Below are 22038 nucleotides of genomic sequence, written 5' to 3' on the forward strand. Positions count from 1 at the left end.
TCTTATTTCTTTACGTTCATTTTCCCTACATAATCTTCTTTGTTGACTTGACGAGCACGTGCAAGGGCAAGTGCTTCACCTGGAACATCTTCCGTGATCGTGGAACCGGCTGCTACATATGCGCCTTTTCCAATCGTCACTGGTGCAACAAGATTGGAGTTACAGCCGATGAATACGCCGTCTTCAATCTTGGTCAGGAACTTGTTTTTGCCATCATAATTCACTGTGATCGAGCCGCAGCCGATATTCACATCAGCACCAACTTCTGCATCACCGATATAGCTAAGGTGGGAAGCTTTACTTCCTTTGCCAAATACCGCTTTCTTAATTTCGACAAAATTGCCGATCTTCACTTCATCATGGATATCAGATTCAGGCCTGATATGTGCGAAAGGCCCAATATTGACTTCGGAGCCAATCTTGCTTTCAAAGGCCGCTGATTGGCGGATAACTGTATTATTTCCAATCTCGCAGCTGCTGATTTCAGTATTAGGTCCAATCTGGCAATCAGAACCGATGACTGTTCCGCCAGAAAGCATTGTTCCCGGGAAAATAACCGTATCCTGTCCAATCTTCACATCTGGTCCAATATATGTGTTATCGGGATCAATAATTGATACGCCATTGCGCATATGATACTCATTAATCCGCTTTTTCATCGTGCGTTCAGCTTCAGCAAGAGCGACGCGGTCATTGACACCAAGCGTCTCCGCGAAGTTACCCGTCACATAGGCAGATACGATTTCGCCTTCGTTCTTCAGGATTTCGATGACATCCGGAAGATAGTATTCTCCCTGGACATTATCATTTGATACATTCTGGATCGCCTCGAATAGCATTTTATTGTCGAAGCAATATGTACCCGTATTGATTTCATTGATGCTTCGTTCCTGCTCGTTCGCATCCTTATGCTCAACGATTTTCTCGACAAAGCCCTCTGCATTTCGGACGATACGGCCGTATCCAGTCGGGTCTTCCGCCCTCGCCGTCAGAATGGTTGCTTTAGCATTTGTCTCTTCATGATGCTTGAAAAGAGCTTCCATTGTTTCAGCCTTGATCAGCGGAGTATCACCGCAAACAACGATTGTGACTCCCTCTTTGTCTGCAAGCATATCCCCTGCCTGCTGCACAGCATGAGCTGTACCCAGCTGTTCAGCCTGAAGGGCATACTGGCTGTGCTCACCTAGCTGATCTTTCACTTTTTCTGCTCCATGACCGACAATGGTCACGATTTCGTTTATATCAAGACTTTTCACCTGGTCAATTACATGCTGTACCATTGGCTTGCCGCATACAGGGTGAAGAACTTTATACAATTTAGACTTCATTCTTGTTCCCTGACCGGCAGCTAAAATGATTGCATAACGATTAGACATTAGCAGGCCTCCAATTTACCTTTTTATCCATTACGAATATATCTTAAATAGCCAGCCATTTCAAGAATAGAAGAACAAGTACAATTATTTGTCAGTTTAGGGGGGAGAGTATTTTTCAAAATAAATGGAGAAATTTTCATAAAAACAGGTTTAGCCAGCGGACAAACTGGGGAAATAAAAAAGAGCCTAACTTATGCAGCAGGCTCTTGATGTTATGCACTTATATATTCTAGGAAGCTCCAGCTTCTTCGAATTCAACTTCTAATTCACCTAAACGGTGGTACTCTGCCAGTACAGCATCCTGGATCTTTCCGCGTGTACCCGAATTGATCGGATGTGCGATATCACGGAACTCGCCATCAGGAGTGCGCTTACTAGGCATTGCAACAAATAGGCCGTTGTTTCCATCAATCACCCTGATATCATGTACAACAAACTCGTTGTCAAGCGTGATGGAAGCGATCGCTCTCATCCGTCCATCTGTATTAACGCGGCGTAATCTTACGTCAGTTACTTCCATTCTGTTCACCACCTTTACAAATAGATAAAATTCTAGTTAAATAATTCCACGTCGAAATCAAATCTCCTTCTTTTACAAGAAAATTTTTTTGAAAAAATAGGGCAAAATTGTGAACTTTTTCATGGAGAAAGCCTTTGCAAGCCAATTTACCTTTGTAAAATAGGCTTTTTTGGCTATTGACGATGCGGAAAAATCTTATAAGATTCTTCTAGATTTTGATCCCTGTTCATATATTTTTATCCGGAAAAAGTTTTGTATTGTAAGTGTTATAAGAGCAAAAATTGATAGATGCAATTTGGAACCCGGTTTGTATGTAGTCCATAAGTGCAGTTACTAAATATAAGGGTACCTATAACGGGAGTATTGTGCCCGTTAAACTGGTTTTTCTCTTTTCACGGGCACATGTTGACCCTTCTTGTGACCGTTAAACTGGTTTTTCTCTTTTCACGGGCACAAGTTGCCACTTCTTGTGATTGTATTCGGTCCCCTCCAGATGTTTATCTCCACTCTTTCAACAATAAAAAAAACGCCCGTTATTTAACGAGCGCTACTACTTCGATTTCCACCAGGGCATCCTTTGGCAGTCTTGCCACTTCTACTGTTGAGCGTGCTGGCTTATGTGTACTGAAATACTCCCCATACACTTCATTCAATTGAGCGAATTCATCCATATTTTTGATGAAGACAGTTGCTTTTACGACTGTTTCAAGTGAAGCACCTGCAGCCTCAAGAACAGCTTTCAGGTTTTTGAATACCTGATGCGTCTGGGCCTGGATATCTCCCTCCACCATTACACCCTCTGGAGTCAGAGGAATCTGGCCAGAGCTGTAGAAAAGATTGTTCACAACCACACCTTGCGAATATGGACCAATTGCGGCAGGCGCATTTGAAGTCTGTACAATATTCATATTGTCACCCCATCTATTTTTATATGAACAATTATTCTCTGCGAGCGAAGTAATTTCCTTCACTCACGGTAATTTTACGTTCTTTTACTTCTACATCTGAAAGACGTACGAGTGAGAGATACTCATCGACAAGTCTTTCTTCGATATTCTCCGATTCAACCAGTACAGCTATTCCCGCTAACTCCGCATTGAACTCTTCAAGCAAGTTGATCATGCCATTAACGGTGCCGCCTGCTTTCATGAAGTCATCGACAATTAGAACCTTCGAACCCTCTGCAAGGCTGCGCTTTGATAGCACCATCGTCTGGATCCTTTTTGAAGAACCCGAAACATAGTTGATGCTTACCGTCGACCCTTCCGTCACTTTGCTATCCCTTCTGACAATCACGACTGGAACATTCAAGTGGCTTGCGACTGCGTAAGCGATCGGAATCCCCTTTGTCGCCACAGTCATGACAACTTCAATATCCTTATCAGCAAAAGCAGAAGCGAGCAGCCTTCCGACTTCCTGCACAATAGCTGGATTTCCCAGAATATCATTCATGTAGAGATAACCGCCTGGCAGCAATCGATCAGGACTTGCCATTACGTTACACAGTTCATCGATTACCTTTCGGGCTTTTTCCTCACTGACATGGACATGGAACTTGACTCCGCCGGCAGCGCCTGGCACAGTCTGAAGGACACCGATTCCCCGCTGTTCAAATGTTTCTTTGATGATTCCGAGATCTTCACTGATCGAGGACTTTGCTGAACCATACTTTTCGGCAAAATAGGTTAACGGTACCAATTGGCGCGGATGTTCCAGTAAATAAGTCGTCATATCGATCAAACGCTCGCTGCGTCTAAATTTCATTCAAGAACCTCCAAAATCCGAATATTTAAGGTTAATATACCACCATTATACGGATTTAATCAAGGGTATGGCGCTCTCCTAACATTCTCACTGCAAATACCTGGTCACAAAACCCTCGCAGACCGTTATAAATTCGATGCATTCGCGAATCATGTGCTACGAGGCTGAATACCGTCGGACCGCTTCCGCTCATCAAGACAGCATCAGCACCGAATCGCTTCATTTGATCCTTGATTTGTGCTACCTCGGGATATAGCGAAAGAGTCACATCTTCCAAAACATTTCCGACACTATTGCAGACTCCATGGAAATCTCCATTTTCAATAGCGGAGATCATTTGCTTTGTAGGCGGATGCTGAATCTTTTCTACATTAAGGCGGCGATACACCTCCGCAGTCGATACACCGATAAACGGTTTCGCCAATACAACCCAGCACGTCGGCGGCGCCGGCAATTCCTCGATTATTTCCCCTCTGCCTGTCGCCAGCGCTGTTCCTCCGTACACACAGAAAGAAACATCTGAGCCAATTTCCGCACCCAGCACTGCCAGCTCGTCCAATGATAGACCAAGCTTCCATAGCTTATTCAATCCTCTTAATGTCGCCGCTGCGTCACTGCTGCCGCCAGCAAGCCCTGCTGCCACAGGGATAGTCTTCTCAATGCCAATAAGGACACCTTGCTTCACCTGGAACCTCTCCTTCAAAAGGTGAGCTGCCTGGTAAGCAAGATTCCTTTGGTCATCTGGAACAAACCGATTATGGGAATGGATCACGATCCTGTCTTCTTCTAGTAAACTAAGTTCGATGCGATCAGCCAAATCAATCGTGGTCATCACCATTTCCACCTCATGGTAACCATCCGGACGTTTATGCAAAACATCCAGCGACAAATTGATTTTTGCCGGCGCCTTCACTAATACCTTCACTACTTCCACCTACTTTAAACGAATTCCACATTTTGTCCTATTTTACCACAAAAAGAAAAGAAAAGCGCAAGCGCCTTGGTCAGCCCCGACTAGCGCTGCCCGCCTAAAGCGCCACGTCCTGTGGCTGGCGGGTCTAGCACATCGTATGCCACGGAGGGCCGACCAGTGGAGCTGGACAATTGTCTAATCTAAAACAATACTCTCTGAGTAAAATAAGTAAGACTCCCCTGTAAGAAACATTCCTTTATTTTATCATTTGCATTATGGCGAATACAGTAAATTCACAAAGAATTAGAATTGCAGTAGGATACATGGAAGCTGTACACCTTTTTATCCATAAAAAAAGCCGGAGCATAAGCCCCGGCGCCGCGATGGATCTGAATTTTATTGGCAACTGTGAAAACAGCTGTGTGGCAGTTTCTAAAGAATATTCATCTGGGTCAGCGGTTTTGGTTCGCAAGCTGCTGTTCGGCCAGCTCAATTGCTCGCTTTACCATGTTACCTGCATCCTTGGCCTTTATGCCGCCCCATCCTTCATTCTGGACGACATCATAGAAGCCAAGTTCTTTCGCAAGCTCTTCCTTCAACCTTTCAGACATAATCCCTCTTCTTCTGCCCATTACTACCATCTCCTTTCACCACCGCGGTTACCTTAGTATTTTTAAAAGAAGAAGTTTTCATGTGCGCCTTATTTATCCTTCCGATAGCAAAATTGGACAAAATAAAAAGCAGCTAACCCGAAAGTTGACTGCCTGTACTGCATTGAGCCAAAAATCAGCTCAAAGCTATTGATCCTGTTGTATCTTCAAAGAAGGTAATTTCCACTGTTTCAGTTAAAACATCTGCGTAGCTGTACGAAACACGTTCAAAAGCATTTTCATCCTGGTCAAGCTCAATGACGAAAACAGAAGGATAAGTTTCCGCTAACACGCCAGAACGTTCAATCGTCTTTCTCCGTCCTCCGTTGGCCTTTAGCATGAGTCTTTTTCCTAAGTTTGAATCAAGCGCTTTTTTGATATCCGATAATGTTTTTGGCATTCGGTCCACCTCACTGTGTAAAGTATAACACGCTGACACTATTTAGTCAAACAAAAACATAAATTATAACAGTACTTAAATTTAAAAGTCAATATATTTCGGACTTCTTTTTCTTCTAAATTTCAACAATTTTAGCGTAGCCTTTAATGCGATAAAATATGTACAAAATAATAAAAAACGCCGGACCGTATTTTATTCAGTCCGACGAATTTTTATTATATGGCATTCCTGTCCTTAATACTCCCTTTGTTTCGATGCCGCCAAGTCCCTTATCGCCAGTTAATGTATTGCGAAGGACATCCCACACATTAATGCGCTCCATGAACGGTGTAAAGCTGATCTTAGCGACGATATAGACCGGATCAAGCGCATGGATATTAACTCTTGAAGGGGAACTGGCAAAATTGGCACCAGCGTGGATCAATGACTCAAAATGTGACTGGCAAGCGCCAGCGAAAATGACAAGCTGGTCCAAATGGGGGATTTTCTTTCTTGCCTCTCTCACTGTCTGGACAAAATGCTTGGAGTGGCGATAAGCATTGATATCATCCATAGTCCCTTTAGACTTTGAATAGGCATCATGCCCGGTGATGACCAAAATATCAGGCCGATAATAATCAATCAGCATTCCGACTTTGTCCGGCATTTCTTTTTCATTGCAATGGAATCCATACACCGGGACTCCGACTTTCTCATAAAGGGTCAGGCACTTTTTTAAATAATTCGGATCTCCATCAATATGGAGCACCTTCCCAGGCATCTGAAAGTAGTTATATGACTTGCTGTAGCCCTCAGTGGTCTCATACTCCTGCTTTTGCTGTAATAGATCCACATCCTGCCTGAATAGCTTATATGACTGTTCTTCAAGTGACCGGAATTCCTTTGTCAGCCTCATGCGCATACTCGGATCGATTTTAATTAGATCTTCATAGGGCGCATCCGCAATCAACCGGAAATCCTCACCATATAATATCGCGATTTTTTTGCCATGTTTCTCTCTGATATCGATAACCCGGAACATAATATCGCATTGATGCGAAACCCTGCCGACGATATCCATGAGGTTAATATTCATCATCCTCACTCCAATTGCCCCGCACACAGGCTGCGCTAAGTGGTATTCTTACATAAAATATGCAAATACCCATAGACATGTGCTTTCTGAATGGAGTGGTTAGGGCTGGATTTCGGACACTATGATATAAACCATTACAAAAAGAAAAAAGTCCGAACATCTCGGACTTTAGGGACAGCTGTGAGAGCATTGCTTATTTTAATGAAAATACGGATACAGCGCATTGCTCAATTGCGCGAATTCTTCTATCGTGAGAGTTTCTCCACGTCGCGACTCTTCCACTCCTGCCTGCTGGAGCGCTGCTTGTATACTTTCTTTCTTCTGCTTTCCATCCGGCAGCTGGCTAGTCAGGTTATTCAGGATGGTTTTACGGCGCTGGGCAAAACTTGATCTGGTGACATGGAAAAAGAATTTCTCGTCCTTCACCTTCACAGGCGGTTCATCATGCAATGTTAATCTTATGACCGCTGAATCTACGTTAGGCTGTGGCATAAAGACCGTTTTCGGAACAATCATCACAGTTTCGGCCTTCGTATAATACTGGACGGCAATGGACAGTGAACCATATTCCTTCGTTCCTGGCTTGGCCGAAATCCTGTCGCCCACTTCCTTTTGAAGCATGCAGACGATGCCCCTGATTGGCAGCCTTTCCTCAAGCAGCTTCATCAGGATAGGCGTTGTCACGTAATACGGTAGGTTGGCCACGACCATAACGTCGTTTTGTTCCCCAAATTCCTCTTTCATCACAGCTTGAACATCGGCTTTCAGTACATCACTATGGATAACTTTTACGTTTGGATAAGGTGAGAGTGTATCCTCCAAAATCGGCAGCAAACGCTGGTCAATTTCAAAAGCAACCACCTTTTCAGCTCTTTTCGCCAGCTGCTCTGTCAATGCGCCGATTCCAGGTCCAATTTCAATGGTACCGCTATGGTCGGTCAATTCAGCATGGTCGACGATGCGGTTCAGGATATTCGTATCGATCAAAAAGTTCTGTCCCAGGCTCTTCTTAAATGAAAAGCCGTATTTATTAAGTATTTCCTTCGTTCTCATCGGGGTTGCAATATCTTTATGCATTTTGTTCCTCCTTAAGGATTTCTGCCAGCGCATCGGCAAAATCCTGTCTTTGCACCTGAAACATCATCAGGCGCTTGTGCAGCTGCTTGCCATTTGTATATCCGATCTTCAGCAGCCTTCCAAGCTTTTCACGCCTCTCCCTGGAACCAGGACCGCCAACCAGACCCGCAACAATCAAGTCCTCCTGGGTAATCTCTTCAACTGCTTCTGCATCCATTACCTGAGCATCCTTCAGCGCTTCACGGATCACTTCTGGAGATGCATGCTCAACACCAAGTCCTCTCCCGGATTTTGGCTTAGCCAATTCCTTTGGAATAAATGCGTGCTTGCACCCTGTAACCTGCTCTGAAATGGTCTTGCGGATTTTTTCACCCGGAAAATCAGGGTCGGTAAAAACAATCACACCCCGCTTTTCATGGGCATTCCGAATCCGTTCAATGGTTTCGGCATTGATCGCCGATCCATTCGTTTCAATTGTATCTGCGTCAACAGCACGCCTGATCGCCGTTGTATCATCCTTGCCCTCAACTACAATGATTTCTTTTAACTTCATGATTCCTCCGTACTCGAACTCATTCATCTTCAAATGGATAAGATTTCTCTTAGAAATTAAAAAGAAATAAATTTTCTTTGAAATAAATGAAACATTTTTGAAATATAATCGTCTATATAGGTGTAAAGTTTTTAAGCGATTACGCTTTTCTTATTATACCTTAAACGTAAAATGAAAAAACAAAAATGCAGAGGAAGATTCCCCTGCATCCATAAATTAATTCAGGATTTTGATTTTGACGGTTTTACGGCCCCAACGGTATGCATCTGCTTTTGATGCGAAAAAGACATCGATCTTATTGCCTTTGATGGCTGATCCTTTATCGGCAGCTATTGCATAGCCATAGCCTTCCACATAAACTTTGGTACCTAAAGGAATAACTCTTGGATCTACTGCAATGACCTTGATGTTAGGGTTGGCCCGCAAATTGATTCCAGTAGCCGTGTAACCGGAGCAGCCGTTACAGTTAGCGGTGTACGCTGTAGAAGTAACGTAAAACTCCTTACCTGCCGGTTCACTTGAGCCACGGGAAACTTGAGCTACGATGACCTTCGTTCCCATTGCCACGACTTTATCCTGTTTCTCTTTCAGTTTCTTTTCACTGACCAGTTTTCTTGAAACTTCCTTGCCATTTTCAAGGATGACTTCATATTCCTTGGAAAGCAAGCCTTCCTGGCCTTCTGTTACGACTTTCTGTTTCCCTTTTTCCAGTTTGCTGTCATTTTTCGTAACGACTGCATAGCTAATTGGTTCTTCCACTACATCGGTGACTTTTTCAACTCGAATAACATTAATCACGGCATCTTTTGTGACGTTCTGCTTTAACGCAGGCTCAACACGGTCCATTTCGTTCAGTGTGATTCCTTGCTGTGATAAAAAGTCAGCGACCGTAGTCGAAGTCGACCATACATCTTGTTCTTTTCCGCCAACTACAAGCTTAAGCGGGAAAGCTCTTTGAATGGCAATCTTCAAATCTTGCTTTAACTTAGCGTCTGGGTTTAGGTTTAACTTGTCGTGTTCATTTAAAACGATATTCTGTTCTTTCAGGAAGTCCTCTACCGTATCGGCTGCTGTCCAATACGTTTTCTTTTCCTGATCTTGTATTAGCTCTACCTGTTTTGCCGGCTTCCACACAATCGAGAGGTTGTTCTTCACCTCTGTGTTTGCCGCCAGTGATAAATAATCCTCTGAGCGTAGTGAGATTTTGAGATCATTAAATAGATCTTGGATAGTATTTGCATGTGTTTTAATGACTCTTTCTTCGCCATCCAGCGTCAATGCAACTGTCTTTTTGGTCCCTTCATACATGAAGAACCCAAGAGCAGCAGCAAAAACTAGGAAACTAGCAGAAAAAATCACCAGTTTCTTTTTACTCAAAGTCTTGGAAAACAGGTTTTTCATACTATTAATCACGATGAAAAACGCCTCCTCTTCTCGGAGTGATTATAAAGATATTGTTGCCGACTTGTCAACCCAGACACCCTTGCCCCAAACGTAGTCCCTATTATGCAAGATGCTCCATAAAAAGAAAAGCAAGAGTTATCGACACGGTTATCCTATGTCGCCAGTGAGACATGTAGAACTTTTTAGAAACAGAAAAAGTTTGGACAACCTTATTGAAAAATCGACAACATTCCTTATCACTTTATGCCGAATAATTTTTTTGCATTTTTGGCTGTTTCGCCTGCAACTTCCTCGAGTGTTAACCCTTTCAGTTCTGCAATTTGTTCGGCCACCAATTTTACATACGCTGGTTCATTTCTTTTTCCGCGATATGGATGCGGCGTCAGGTAAGGGCAATCTGTTTCAACCAACAGTCGATCCATTGGAATCGATTCTGCCACTTCCTTTGGTTTCTTCGCGTTTTTGAACGTAACCGGTCCGCCAAGCGAAATATAGAAGTTCATATCGATACATTCCAGCGCGGTTTCCACACTGCCGCTATAGCAATGCATGATTCCGCCTACTTCCCCGGCGTTCTCTTCCTTTAAAATTTCAACTATGTCTGCTGTTGCATCACGATTATGTATGATAATAGGAAGATTCACTTCTTTTGCCAGCCTGATTTGTTTTCGGAAGACCTCTTTCTGGATGTCCTTAGGTGACTTGTCCCAGTAATAATCAAGGCCCATTTCCCCGAGTGCGACTACTTTCGGATGGCTGGACAGTTCTTTCAGCCAGTCCAGATGCTCCTGTGTCATATCAATCGCATCGACTGGATGCCACCCTACACTTGCATAGATAAAATCATAGCCTTCAGCCAGTTCTATCGCTTTCTTGATCGTCGCCTCATCGAACCCGACAACAACCATGTTCGTGACACCCTCAGCAAGCGCCCGGTCAATAACCTCCTGGAGATCATCATTGAATTGTTCTGCATTTAAGTGTACATGTGTATCAAAAAGCATGTTAAAACTCCTTTGCAGCATTACTCTGCAGTTTCATTCTAGTGATTCCTGACATTCAGCAGAATAGGATCACTGTGATGTTCTTATTATTGTGAAGTTGTGTCGATATCATAACTTTTTTTCAATGTCCAGGTCAAATTTTTGAATTCGGTTTCATAAAAACCCGACAGGTGTCGGGAATGCTTGCTAACTGTCTCTCTTCCCTATCATAAATCACTCTTCTAAAAAAATTGCCTTTTTAACACAAAAAACCTGAAAATGTTACACATGAAACATTTCCAGGTCTAAAAGATTTTATTTTACTTTCGCACCTACTGATAATGAGTCATCAACTGTTGCCAATGACATGACACCATCTTTTTCCCCTGCAAGAATCATTCCCTCGGAAAGCTCCCCGCGAAGTTTGACCGGCTTCAGGTTTGTCACGCAGATTACCTTTTTGCCGACAAGGTCTTCCGGTTTATAGTACTTCGCGATGCCGGAAACAACCTGACGCTTTTCATAACCAAGGTCCAGTTGAAGCTTCAGCAGTTTATCCGCCTTTTTAACAGGCTCTGCATGAACAACCTTTGCTACACGCAGCTCAACCTTCATGAAGTCATCAATTGTGATTTCATCCTGAGGTTCCGGTTTCTCTTCTTCCACAGGTGCCGCAGCCGGAGCAGAACCTTGCATTTTTTCCTTGATGAATTCCACTTCATCCTTCAATTCAAGTCTAGGGAAGATTGGTTCACCCTGAACGACCTTCGTTCCGGCTGGAATCTGGCCAAACTCTTCAAGGCTTTCCCAAGACTGAAGCGTTTCGGTGGCGACATTCAACTGGGCGAAAATTTTATCCGGTGTCCTTGTCAGAAATGGCTTCAATAGTACAGCCACTCTTCTCAATGACTCAGAAAGGTGGACCATTACATTAGAAAGTTCAGCCTTCTTTTCTTCATCCTTCGCCAGTACCCAAGGCTGTGTTTCATCGATGAATTTATTGCAGCGGCTGATCAATTGCCATACGGAAGTAAGTGCCACGGAAAATTCCATCTTCTCCATTGCCTCTTCGTACTTTCGGACCGTCTCTTTATTCATTTCAAGCAGTTGCTTTTCATATTCCCCTTCAGAGCCATTGTACGCTGGAATTTCACCGTCGAAATACTTATTGATCATCGCAACTGTTCTGTTCAATAGGTTTCCAAGGTCATTCGCAAGGTCAAAGTTGATCCTTTCGACAAAACCTTCAGGAGTGAACACTCCATCAGAACCAAATGGAACTTCACGAAGCAGGTAGTAGCGAAGCGCATCAAGACCGTAGCGGTCAATCAGTGTCACTGGGTCGACTACATTCCCCTTGGATTTCGACATTTTTCCATCCTTCATCAAAAGCCAGCCATGGGCAAAAACCTTTTTAGGAAGCGGCAGGTCAAGCGCCATCAGCATGATTGGCCAGTAAATGGTATGGAAACGGACAATTTCCTTGCCGACCAGGTGGACATCTGCCGGCCAGTAATTCAAGTACTTGGAGTCATCATCTGTTCCATAGCCAAGAGCTGTAATATAGTTTGACAACGCATCGATCCACACATAAATAACATGCTTAGGGTCGCCAGGGACTTTTACACCCCAGTCAAACGTTGTCCGTGAAACGGCCAAATCCTCAAGTCCAGGTTTAATGAAGTTATTGATCATTTCATTTTTACGGGATTCTGGCTGGATGAAGTCAGGATTCTCTTCATAATATTTCAGCAGCCTGTCTGCGTATTTGCTCATTTTAAAGAAATACGACTCTTCTTTAACCTTTTCGACAGGGCGGCCGCAATCCGGGCAGTTTCCATCTTCAAGTTGTCTGTCAGTATAGAAGGATTCGCATGGAGTACAGTACCACCCTTCGTATTGATCAAGATAGATATCACCCTGTTCAAGCAGTTGGGCAAAAATGTTCTCGACAATCTGTTTGTGGCGGTCCTGAGTCGTACGGATAAAATCATTGTAGGAAATATCCAGCTTGCCCCAAAGCTCCTGGATGCCTTCGACGATTTCATCAACATATTGCTGCGGAGTGATGCCTTTTGCCTCGGCATTGCGCTGGATTTTTTGACCGTGCTCATCGGTTCCTGTCAAATACATGACATCATAGCCGCGCAGTCTTTTATAGCGTGCCATTGCATCGCCTGCTACTGTCGTATAAGCATGGCCAATATGTAAATTGCCGCTCGGATAATAAATCGGGGTTGTAAGATAAAAGGTTTTCAATTTCTCTTCCATGAAGATCCTCCTTAGCTAAAACTGCTAGTTCATTCTAATAGTAGTTATTATAACAGCTAATGCCCCTGGATTCATAACACTTTAATGTAAAACAAAAGAGCGTTATCCATGGTTTCGACATTCGCTTTTTAATCAATCAGGAAAAAGAGGGTTTCTTTTAAAAAAATTGTCCACTACGGACATTCTCCCTATAAAGTTTACGTATTTTGTCAGTGAGATTCATTGTGGACGCGTCGTTATCAAAAAAGCTCCGCCTTTATTTATTGGGCAGGAGCATAAAAGCCGATTTATAAAGTGAAAGTTTGATATTCTGCATAATAAAATCATAACCAAATCCACAAATAGAATATACCTGTTAATAAAATAATGTACATTCCATTAAGAGTTTGTCGAAATTGTGACATTTTGTCGAATGAGATTGTAGAATTTTGTCGAATTATGCGTTGAATACTATTACCCCAATAATATTTTTCCATTATCCTCATTTCGAGATAACTGCACCATTCCTTATTCCTTCTTGCATTTCTCGTCCATAACCCTTGATATGAAAAGGTTTTCGCATTGTGTTAAAATTTGCTAATACAAGAAAAATAAAATAATTGACGGTTATTGGAATCCTTGGTATTATAAAACCAATAAGAGAAAAATGTCGAAAAATGACGAACTTAATAGATGGGGAAATGAGAGGAGATTAAAAAATGAAATCTACTGGTATTGTTCGTAAAGTTGATGAGCTTGGCCGTGTGGTAATTCCAATCGAACTTAGAAGGACTCTTGGCATCGCAGAAAAGGATGCTTTGGAAATTTATGTTGATGATGACCGCATCATCCTTAAGAAGTACAAGCCTAACATGACTTGCCATATCACTGGTGAAGTTTCTGATAACAATATCACATTGGCAGGCGGCAAGCTTATCCTTAGCCGTGAAGGTGCTGAACAGCTTCTACAAGAAATCCAGGGAAGCTTCGAACCTGTAAAAGCTTAATTCTAATACTCAAGGCCGTGGACAATCCACGGCCTTTTTTATATGTCAGTTTCCGCACTATTCTTTAATATGATACGCCTGGTAAACCTCTCTCTTTTGCATGCCCCTATCTTTCGCTGCTTGTTTGATTGCATCCTTAGAGTTCATTTGTTCTTTGGATATATAATGTTCAACATGTTCTTCAATGCTTAATCTTTCCCACCATTGGTTTTCTGCTTCGGAAATTGAATCAGGAGAGGCCCCTTCGATGATCAATACAAATTCGCCGCGGACTTCTTCTTCCTCTGCCCATGCCAATGCTTCAGCAACCGTTCCCCTTATGAACTCCTCATATTTCTTCGTCAGTTCACGACAAAGGACCATTTTTCGATCGCCAAGTCCCTCAAGCATCAGCGACAGCGTTTCCTTCAAACGATGGGGGGATTCATAGAGAACGATGGTTGCCGTCTGTTTTGCCAGCAGCTCAAGTTCCTTTTTCTTATCCTTTTTGCTCCTTTGGAGAAACCCGTAATAGTAGAACGGCTGAGGAATAATGCCAGAGGCAATCAAAGCTGTCAAAGCCGCGTTCGCACCTGGAAGCGGTACGACAGTCAGTCCCTCGGCGATTGCCTCGGCCACCAGCTCCGTGCCTGGATCGGAAATGGTTGGCATTCCCGCATCACTGACAAGTGCGACTTTTGCTCCCTCTTTGATCCGTTCAATCAATTTAAATCCGCTGCTTTCCTTATTATGTTCATGATAGCTGGTAACGGGCGTTTCAATCTCAAAATAATTACATAGCTTTTTCGTATTCCTCGTATCCTCCGCCGCAATCCAATCGGCTTCCTTCATGATTCTAATCGCCCTGAATGTCATGTCCTCAAGGTTCCCGATAGGAGTCGGCACGAGGTAAAGAATCCCTTTTTCGTGCTCCCGTTCAAAGCTTTTCTGCTGTTGCATGTAAATCACCCGTTTCTGTTTGCTTATTTACTTCCATATAACATTTCTTTGATCACTGGGGTATACTCATTATTTTCATCATAGACCGTCAAAGGCTCAAGAATTTTAAGCTCAGGACTTCCATCCTTGATTGCCTCTACCAAAAGAGTATTTGCTTCCTTCCCGGCCTTAGGATAAACAAACTGGATCCGCTTAGGCTCGAGCCGGTATTTCCTCATGATTTCGATGATATCGATCAATCTGCCTGGACGGTGGACAAAGGCAACCTTGCCGCCCTGCTTCACAAGCTGGCTTGATGATTTAATCGCATCCTCAAGTGTGCAAAGGATCTCATGACGCGCAATCGCAAGGTGTTCATTCATATTTATTTCTTCCTTTGAAGGTGTAAGGAAATAAGGAGGATTGCATGTTACGACATCATACTTCTCATAGCCGAGCTCTTTAGGCGCATCCTTGAGATCACCATGGATCATATGTAACCGATTGTCTAGATTATTATATTCAATACTGCGGACTGCCATATCGTACAAGCGCTCCTGGATCTCTACCCCGGTGATTGTCCCCTTCGTCCTTGCGCTTAAAAACAATGGAATTACCCCGTTGCCGCTGCACAGGTCGACAATCTTACCTTTTTGGATTGGCACCCAGACAAACCTTGCAAGCAATACAGCGTCCAGTGAAAAGGAAAATACATTCGGGCTCTGGATAATCCTTAAATCCTCTGCCAGCAAATAATCCAATCGTTCATCTTCTCGTAAATTAACCATTATAGATACTTCCTCCATACGCATATGTTCCATCGCCCTGGTCGTGATGACCATTTGGCGTTTAACATTATAAAAATAGCCTTCCCAATTAAGGAAGGCTGCCAATTATTTTTTATTAAGAAAGGATAGGCAGAATAAGCAATCCTCTTTGCGGGGGCTTCCGAAATGCAGGTTGCAGATATGGAAGCCTTCCTGATAAAGGCGGGCAAGGTTGTCGTAGCCTTCACCGATGTCGACCACATTTTTATCACCCTGTGCCTGATTGCTGTTTCCCTTACCGCTCTTCTTAATGGTTGGATCTTTTTTACCAATGGTTTGATCCAGACGGCGTCTTATATGCTCATTTTCCAGCTTTAATGCATTGTTCTCTTCCAGAACCTCTGCCAAATGCTGTTTTAACTCACCAAGCTGACGGTATAAATCACCAATCTGCGATTCCATATTACTTACTGAGTCAAAGATATCTTTTTTATCCACCTGTTCCACCTCATTAATCTGTGGATGATTGCAACGATACAGCTCCTGCTTCCTGTATTTCCTCAAGTGTATATTCCAGCACGCGTTCCTGGCCTGGTATATCAACTTTCATGACTCGTTCCAGGATGTTCAACCCGACAACCTTTCCTGTACCATCAGGTGTAACAATCGTTTCACCCAGGTCAGGCAGCTGCTCTTTCGCTGTTTCATATTCATCGTTCTCATATTTCAAACAGCACATGAGCCTGCCGCAAAGGCCGGAAATCTTTGTTGGGTTAAGCGAGAGGTTTTGATCCTTGGCCATCTTGATTGAAACTGGATCAAAGTCCCCGAGGAACGTGGAGCAGCAAAGCATTCTGCCGCATGGTCCTATCCCGCCAAGCATTTTCGCTTCATCTCTTACGCCAATCTGGCGCAGTTCAATCCTTGTCCGGAAAATCGAAGCCAAGTCCTTGACCAGCTCCCGGAAATCGACCCGGCCGTCAGCCGTGAAGTAGAAAATGACTTTATTGCGGTCAAATGTATATTCAACATCAACCAGTTTCATATCCAGCTGATGCTCACTCACTTTTTCACTGCAAACATCGTACGCTTCCTTTGCAGCTGTTTTGTTCTCCTCGACAATAAGGCGATCCTTCTGATCTGCAATTCTGACTACCTTTTTCAGAGGCAGGACTACATCCTTTTCGCCGACCTGTTTACGGGGAGTTACTACTCTTCCGTACTCAACACCCCTTACAGTTTCGACAATGACGAATTCGTCCTTTTGAATTGAGAGATCGCCGGGATCAAAATAATAAATCTTTCCCGCTTTCTTGAAGCGGACACCTACTACATCATACAAGTGTAGATCCCTCCTGCAATTTTAACACCAGCTCTTCCATGAGCAGCTGGGGATTCATATTGGCATGCAGCTTCCTCTTCGCCTCCAGAATGGCTGCCATTTGTTCGGTAAGACGCCGTCCGGATGTCTGTAATGCAAATTGTTCTAAACGTGAGCTTTCGTTTAGATATACAACCTGGTCTTTCTTGCCAAGCTGAATGTATAGTAAATCCTTAAAAATAAGAAGTAATAAATCCAAACCACGATCGATTTGCTCTTTCTCTTTGAAGTGCATAAACCAGTTCTCTTGAAGCGCGACCATAGCTTCAAGGGAATTCTTTTTCAGCACTTCATATAATTTTAACACTATTTTTTGTGCTTGTGCAAACCAATCATCATGACTTATCTCTAAAGCTTCTTCCAAATTATTGGTTAGCTGTGCCAACAGGGGTGCCATTTGCGGTTGTATCCCATTGGCAATCAGTTGTTCCGCCATATTTTTAGGAGATAACGGCGTAAAATTGATCAGCTGGCATCTCGATAAAATCGTCGGCAGCATTTGCTGGGCCTGCTCGGTGATCAACACGGCAACAGTTCCCGCATGCGGTTCCTCAAGGAATTTCAGCAGACTGTTTGCCGCATTTGTCGTCATCCGATCAGCATGGACAATCGTGTATAGCTTATTCTTTGACTCTACGCCGGTTTTCGAAAACTCTTCCTGCAGCTGCTGGATTTGCCCTTTCTTTATCGACAGGCCATCGGGCTCGACAAGATGGATATCCGGATGGTTGCCATGGTTGATCCTTTTGCAGTTCAAGCAGCTTTCACAAGGTTTATAGCCCTCAACAGGCGCCTGGCAATTGATGCTCTTAGCAAGAAGAATACTAATCTCCTTTTTGCCAGTGCCCCTCATTCCTTCAAATAAATACGCATGGGCGATTCGATTTTTCAGGATGCTGTTTTTAATCATCTTCAAAACATTCGGCTGGAGTCTCTCCAGCTCGTCCCACGTCTTTGCCAATGCGATCACTCACTTACGTATATAAATTGATCAACAGACCTTTGATTTCCCCTACTTTGCCCAGGATATCAATCTGTTCATCTTTATTATCCATCAACTCTTCTGTCAGCTGTACGAGCTTTTCATCAATAGTCTCTACAAGCTTCAATGACCTGCCTTCGCCATATTGATTCCAGCTATGCGAGTGCTTTAGCTCCATTCCAAAGCTGACCGCTTCTTTTACGAATTGCTTTACCAGTGTCTTGAATTTGGCAAGGTCCTTGAACGTCCTTGACCGCGCAAGCCTTTCACCGGCAGACTCGACTTCCTTCATTAATTGCTGCATCTGTCCGAGCTGCAATTTATGTTCTTGTTTCTCTACTAATTCATTGAACCTGATTCCGCCTCCAGGCTGTTGTTTTTGATCCTGTCGGACTTTATCTATGTTAAGGCGCATATCCTGATTAATCTTCATCTCTTGCTAAACCTCCGGGTATTTCCCGTTAAAATTGATGAAACTGCTCAACAGGCAATACGAATACAGTCGCTCCGCCAACCTCGACTTCCACAGGGTAAGGAACATATGAATCTGCATTCCCTCCCATCGGAGAGACAGGTGCTACCAGCTGGTCACGCGACTTACAGTTATCCCTTATGACCTCCAATGCCTTATCTACCCTGATGTCTTCTGTACCTATAATAAAAGTGGTATTTCCGGACTTCAGGAATCCACCCGTACTGGCCATCTTTGTTGCGCGGAAATTATGGTCTACTAATGCATTGGATAGACGGTTGCTATCCTGGTCCTGGACCACAGCTAATATTAACTTCATTCATTATCCCCCTAGACTTTTTTATAGACTTGCTCCACACAGTGCAAGCTGAACGAAAAGGTTTCACTCCGTAACTTTTGTATTATCATTATAACAGGATTCATGTGACAAGACATGATTTAAACGTAAAATTCCATTGGCTTCCAGTTGATATACACATATTCGCTAAAATAACTCTTTATTCGCCAATCCAAATAAAAACAAGCCTGAGGTTGATCAAGGCTTGTTTGGGAAAAACCTATTTATAAGCGTTTTAATTTCAGCTTCTGCTTGTCCGTAGACTGTATCGAGTTCCTTAGAAGCATCCACTTTAACGATTCGTTCTGGGAATCTCTCAGCCAGGATCAAATAGCCTTCCCTCACCTTTTGGTGGAAGTCGAGCTTTTCCAGGTCCAGTCGATTGACTTCACGGCCTTTGTTTTTATTGATCCTTTCCAAGCCGATCTCCGGTGCGACATCAAAGTATAAAGTCATCGCCGGCATCATGTTTTCAATCGCGAATTCGTTGATTGAGTAAACTTCATCAATACCTAAACCACGAGCATGTCCCTGGTAGGCAAGAGAACTATCAACAAAACGATCACATAAGACGATTTTTCCTTCTTCGAGAGCAGGCTTCACCTTCTCTGCAAGATGCTGTCTTCTCGCCGCAGCATATAGAAGTGCTTCTGTCCGCGGGTCCATAGCAGTATTTTCCGGATCCAGGATAACTTCCCTGATTTGTTCAGCAATCTCGATGCCTCCAGGCTCACGAGTAGCCACCATGGCGTATCCTTCTTTTTCAAGATTTTGAGCAAGCATTTGAAGGATTGTCGTCTTTCCAGAACCATCCGGACCTTCAATCGTAATAAATATTCCTTTTGCCAATTTTAAAGCCCCCAACTCTTAAACACTTTTATTTTACCAGCATGCAAATAATCTCCGCCCTGGATTTTTGCTTGTTTTGCTTTTAAGAAAAGGATTGTTTCAATATCATTTTCCGTCACAACTTCACCAGGAAGACAAAGTGGTATTCCCGGCGGATAAGGAATGATTTGTTCCGCACACACCCTGCCTGCGGAATCCTGCAACAGGACATATTCTGTCTGCTGATTCTCCATCTCTTTATAACTGACTTCCAAAGTTGAAATCCTTTTTTGAATGACCTTGGACTCAGGTTTATTTTTCTCATTCGGCATGGTGCTTACTGCCTCAGCAATCTTTTCAGCAGCTTCCAGCATGCGATGCTCCATGCCATGCTTCAGCAATGGAAGAACGAGCAGCACATTATAAGGATCAGCCAATTCCGTAAAGATCCCTTTTGATTCAAGCCTGGATTGCAGCTCGAAGCCAGACGAGGATTGAATGGTTAGCTTTAATGGATCATCCCCAGGCAAAACCCGAATGGAATCCAATTTCTCTAGGTTTTCTTTAAATTCCTGCAGTTCTGATTTCAAATACGACAAGTCTTCTTGTTCATAAGTACCCAGATAGCTCCGTGCCAAATCCAGCGATGCCATCAGCGGATAGGAAGGGCTGCTAGACTGGAGGGCCTGTAAATAGAACTTTAGCTTGTTGAGTGATACCAGGTTCGACTGATAATGCAGAAAGGCTCCCATTGTCATCGCCGGCAATGTCTTATGAGCCGACTGTACGACAATATCTGCCCCATGTTCAACAGCAGACCCAGGAAAATCATCCCCCGCGATAAAATGTACTCCATGAGCCTCATCCACCAATACAGGAATGCTGTCCTCATGAGCCAGGTCTATAATGCTCTTGAGATCATAAGTCAGTCCGTAATAATTGGGATAGGTTAAAATAAGTGCTTTTACATCCGGATACTGGCTAATGGCTGATTTAACCCCATCAATACTTAACCCGGCAGCCACTCTGTATTCTTCGTTGTATTCCGGGCTTATGAATACCGGTTTTGCCTTTGCGAGTCTTATAGCGTTCATGATGGATTTATGGGAATTACGTTGGACCAGCACCACATCATCTTCATTGATTGCCGCCATGATCATCGCAAGATTCCCGACAGTTGATCCATTTATTAAAAAAAAGCTTTTATCAGTACTATATAAATCGCTAAGTAATTCCTCAGCTTCAAAAATAACTCCCTCGGGCGAATGAAGGTCATCCAATCCTGTTATTTCAGTTGCATCCATTTTCAAAATTTGCTGGAAGAAGGGTTGTCCCTCTTCGGGAAAAAAAGCCCCATTTTTGTGCCCCGGTACATGGAACGACAGAGGGCTTCCGTTTGAATGCTTAACCAATTGAGAGTACAAGGGTGTTTTGGATTGATCCATAATCTCACCTATATCTATAAATTCACACCTATCTATTCTAACACTGTTTTTCAGCAAAAAAAATAAAAGCTCGAAATGAGCTTTTAACTGTAAATGCCAGGCTTTGTTACCTTCCTTAGCTTTTCTACATAATATTTATATTTAGGATCACTCGTATCTGTCTTGATCATGATGCTCTCACACTCTGTGCATATAAAAGAAGTATACAGGTGTATGCCAGCACTTTTCGTCTGTTCGCAAATCACACACGTTTCCCCGATTTGATTCTTAGCTAAAAGCGAACCCAAAATTCTCCACCTCCGTACACCTATTGTTGCCAGGAGCATTTTTTTGTATACAATTTTCCGAATAATATTTTAGGAAGTTTAGTTGTTTTATATTTTATGATTTACATTCGGTTTCCTTGTATGTCTTATAACAATTTAGGTTGGTTTATTATTTTGCAGAGGAGTAAACATTGATTTTTAAGCTTACTGAATAGTAATGCTGAAGGATTATAGAGCTTGTTAGGGAAAGATTTTTACTTTTTCTGCGTGCATGGCAGGTTGCTGCTCCTGGTTCGGACAGCTTTTGGGGCTTTTCCTTTAAACCTGTCTTAAGTTGCCTCTTCTTCTGACAGCTTTTTGTGCTTTTCCTTCAAACCTGTCTGGAGTTGGCTAATCTTCTGACAGCTTTTCCTGCTTTTCCCTCAAACTTGTCTTAAGTTACCTTATCTTTTGTCAGCTTTTCCTGCTTTTCCTACAAACCTGTCTGAAATTGCCTCTTCTTTTGACAGCTTTTCACACTTTTCCTTTAAACATGTCTGAAGTTGGCTCATATTATGACAGCTTTTCCCGTTATTTCTTCAGATCTGTTTAAAATCAATCGATATAAGCATTTGCTGCGCTTTATCCGGCATCTTTCTTAAATCAACACACAAAAAAAGAACAGCCATTA

At 43.1% G+C, this 22038-nt stretch carries 24 protein-coding genes; 1 reads left to right on the top strand and 23 read right to left on the bottom strand.

The window, feature by feature from the left end:
- Positions 1-2: 2 nt before the first annotated feature.
- The 13 genes from glmU to metG form a co-directional block, all read right to left on the bottom strand.
- Complete coding sequence (glmU, locus tag J7I80_RS18795) at positions 3-1376, bottom strand: bifunctional UDP-N-acetylglucosamine diphosphorylase/glucosamine-1-phosphate N-acetyltransferase GlmU (RefSeq protein ID WP_214740351.1); 1374 nt, start codon at positions 1374-1376, stop codon at positions 3-5.
- 229 nt (positions 1377-1605) lie between these two features.
- Positions 1606-1896: a septation regulator SpoVG gene (gene spoVG / locus J7I80_RS18800; RefSeq protein ID WP_023613316.1), complete on the bottom strand. Its 291-nt coding sequence runs from the start codon at positions 1894-1896 to the stop codon at positions 1606-1608.
- Positions 1897-2429: 533 nt separating this feature from the next.
- Entirely contained in the window at positions 2430-2804 is a 375-nt protein-coding gene (ridA, locus tag J7I80_RS18805) for a 2-iminobutanoate/2-iminopropanoate deaminase (protein WP_192473625.1), read from the bottom strand.
- 31 nt (positions 2805-2835) lie between these two features.
- On the bottom strand, positions 2836-3660 hold the full coding sequence (gene purR / locus J7I80_RS18810; protein ID WP_214740353.1) for a pur operon repressor: 825 nt from the start codon (positions 3658-3660) through the stop codon (positions 2836-2838).
- A gap of 55 nt (positions 3661-3715) precedes the next feature.
- Positions 3716-4585 carry a 4-(cytidine 5'-diphospho)-2-C-methyl-D-erythritol kinase gene (gene ispE / locus J7I80_RS18815; RefSeq protein WP_413632786.1) on the bottom strand — a complete coding sequence of 290 codons (870 nt, stop codon included), beginning with the start codon at positions 4583-4585 and terminating at the stop codon, positions 3716-3718.
- Positions 4586-5025: 440 nt separating this feature from the next.
- Positions 5026-5205, bottom strand: a complete 180-nt coding sequence (locus J7I80_RS18820; RefSeq protein ID WP_041967995.1) for a small, acid-soluble spore protein, alpha/beta type — start codon at positions 5203-5205, stop codon at positions 5026-5028.
- Between the two features lie 154 nt (positions 5206-5359).
- Entirely contained in the window at positions 5360-5623 is a 264-nt protein-coding gene (veg, locus tag J7I80_RS18825; protein ID WP_023613322.1) for a biofilm formation stimulator Veg, read from the bottom strand.
- A gap of 196 nt (positions 5624-5819) precedes the next feature.
- A complete protein-coding gene (gene yabG, locus J7I80_RS18830) occupies positions 5820-6698 on the bottom strand; it encodes a sporulation peptidase YabG (RefSeq protein ID WP_192473640.1) in 879 nt (292 codons plus the stop codon).
- A gap of 198 nt (positions 6699-6896) precedes the next feature.
- Positions 6897-7775, bottom strand: a complete 879-nt coding sequence (gene rsmA, locus J7I80_RS18835; RefSeq protein ID WP_214740355.1) for a 16S rRNA (adenine(1518)-N(6)/adenine(1519)-N(6))-dimethyltransferase RsmA — start codon at positions 7773-7775, stop codon at positions 6897-6899.
- Positions 7768-8328 carry a ribonuclease M5 gene (gene rnmV / locus J7I80_RS18840; protein ID WP_214740357.1) on the bottom strand — a complete coding sequence of 187 codons (561 nt, stop codon included), beginning with the start codon at positions 8326-8328 and terminating at the stop codon, positions 7768-7770. The genes rsmA and rnmV overlap by 8 nt, the downstream gene beginning before the upstream one ends.
- Positions 8329-8544: 216 nt before the next feature.
- A complete protein-coding gene (locus tag J7I80_RS18845) occupies positions 8545-9729 on the bottom strand; it encodes a resuscitation-promoting factor (protein ID WP_214740382.1) in 1185 nt (394 codons plus the stop codon).
- A 239-nt stretch (positions 9730-9968) separates the two neighbouring features.
- Positions 9969-10736 (bottom strand): TatD family hydrolase, encoded by a 768-nt coding sequence (locus J7I80_RS18850; RefSeq protein ID WP_214740359.1) that lies wholly within the window; start codon positions 10734-10736, stop codon positions 9969-9971.
- 294 nt (positions 10737-11030) lie between these two features.
- Positions 11031-12986, bottom strand: a complete 1956-nt coding sequence (metG, locus tag J7I80_RS18855; RefSeq protein WP_214740361.1) for a methionine--tRNA ligase — start codon at positions 12984-12986, stop codon at positions 11031-11033.
- Positions 12987-13684: 698 nt separating this feature from the next.
- On the opposite strand from metG, the gene J7I80_RS18860 reads away from it, so the two are divergent.
- On the top strand, positions 13685-13972 hold the full coding sequence (locus J7I80_RS18860) for a transition state genes transcriptional regulator AbrB (RefSeq protein ID WP_102264789.1): 288 nt from the start codon (positions 13685-13687) through the stop codon (positions 13970-13972).
- Between the two features lie 57 nt (positions 13973-14029).
- On the opposite strand, the gene rsmI is transcribed toward J7I80_RS18860, so the two are convergent.
- From rsmI to J7I80_RS18910, 10 genes are all read right to left on the bottom strand, one after another.
- Positions 14030-14911 carry a 16S rRNA (cytidine(1402)-2'-O)-methyltransferase gene (gene rsmI / locus J7I80_RS18865; protein ID WP_214740362.1) on the bottom strand — a complete coding sequence of 294 codons (882 nt, stop codon included), beginning with the start codon at positions 14909-14911 and terminating at the stop codon, positions 14030-14032.
- 23 nt (positions 14912-14934) lie between these two features.
- On the bottom strand, positions 14935-15678 hold the full coding sequence (locus J7I80_RS18870; protein WP_214740364.1) for a tRNA1(Val) (adenine(37)-N6)-methyltransferase: 744 nt from the start codon (positions 15676-15678) through the stop codon (positions 14935-14937).
- A gap of 105 nt (positions 15679-15783) precedes the next feature.
- Complete coding sequence (yabA, locus tag J7I80_RS18875) at positions 15784-16155, bottom strand: DNA replication initiation control protein YabA (RefSeq protein ID WP_102264786.1); 372 nt, start codon at positions 16153-16155, stop codon at positions 15784-15786.
- Between the two features lie 13 nt (positions 16156-16168).
- A complete protein-coding gene (locus tag J7I80_RS18880; protein ID WP_214740366.1) occupies positions 16169-16999 on the bottom strand; it encodes a PSP1 domain-containing protein in 831 nt (276 codons plus the stop codon).
- Positions 16992-17999 (bottom strand): DNA polymerase III subunit delta', encoded by a 1008-nt coding sequence (gene holB, locus J7I80_RS18885; protein WP_214740368.1) that lies wholly within the window; start codon positions 17997-17999, stop codon positions 16992-16994. Before holB ends, J7I80_RS18880 begins: the two co-directional genes overlap by 8 nt.
- A 13-nt stretch (positions 18000-18012) precedes the next feature.
- Complete coding sequence (locus tag J7I80_RS18890; protein WP_214740370.1) at positions 18013-18453, bottom strand: YaaR family protein; 441 nt, start codon at positions 18451-18453, stop codon at positions 18013-18015.
- 28 nt (positions 18454-18481) lie between these two features.
- Complete coding sequence (locus J7I80_RS18895; RefSeq protein WP_079504170.1) at positions 18482-18811, bottom strand: cyclic-di-AMP receptor; 330 nt, start codon at positions 18809-18811, stop codon at positions 18482-18484.
- Between the two features lie 216 nt (positions 18812-19027).
- The gene (gene tmk, locus J7I80_RS18900) at positions 19028-19678 is read right to left on the bottom strand and encodes a dTMP kinase (protein ID WP_214740372.1); all 651 of its coding nucleotides are present in this window, start codon (positions 19676-19678) and stop codon (positions 19028-19030) included.
- Positions 19679-19680: 2 nt separating this feature from the next.
- On the bottom strand, positions 19681-21102 hold the full coding sequence (locus tag J7I80_RS18905) for an aminotransferase class I/II-fold pyridoxal phosphate-dependent enzyme (protein ID WP_214740374.1): 1422 nt from the start codon (positions 21100-21102) through the stop codon (positions 19681-19683).
- An 83-nt stretch (positions 21103-21185) separates the two neighbouring features.
- Positions 21186-21428 carry a sigma factor G inhibitor Gin gene (locus J7I80_RS18910; RefSeq protein ID WP_214740376.1) on the bottom strand — a complete coding sequence of 81 codons (243 nt, stop codon included), beginning with the start codon at positions 21426-21428 and terminating at the stop codon, positions 21186-21188.
- Positions 21429-22038: the final 610 nt, after the last annotated feature.

The organism is Bacillus sp. ISL-41, from assembly GCF_018613235.1.
Lineage (GTDB): Bacteria > Bacillota > Bacilli > Bacillales > Cytobacillaceae > Mesobacillus.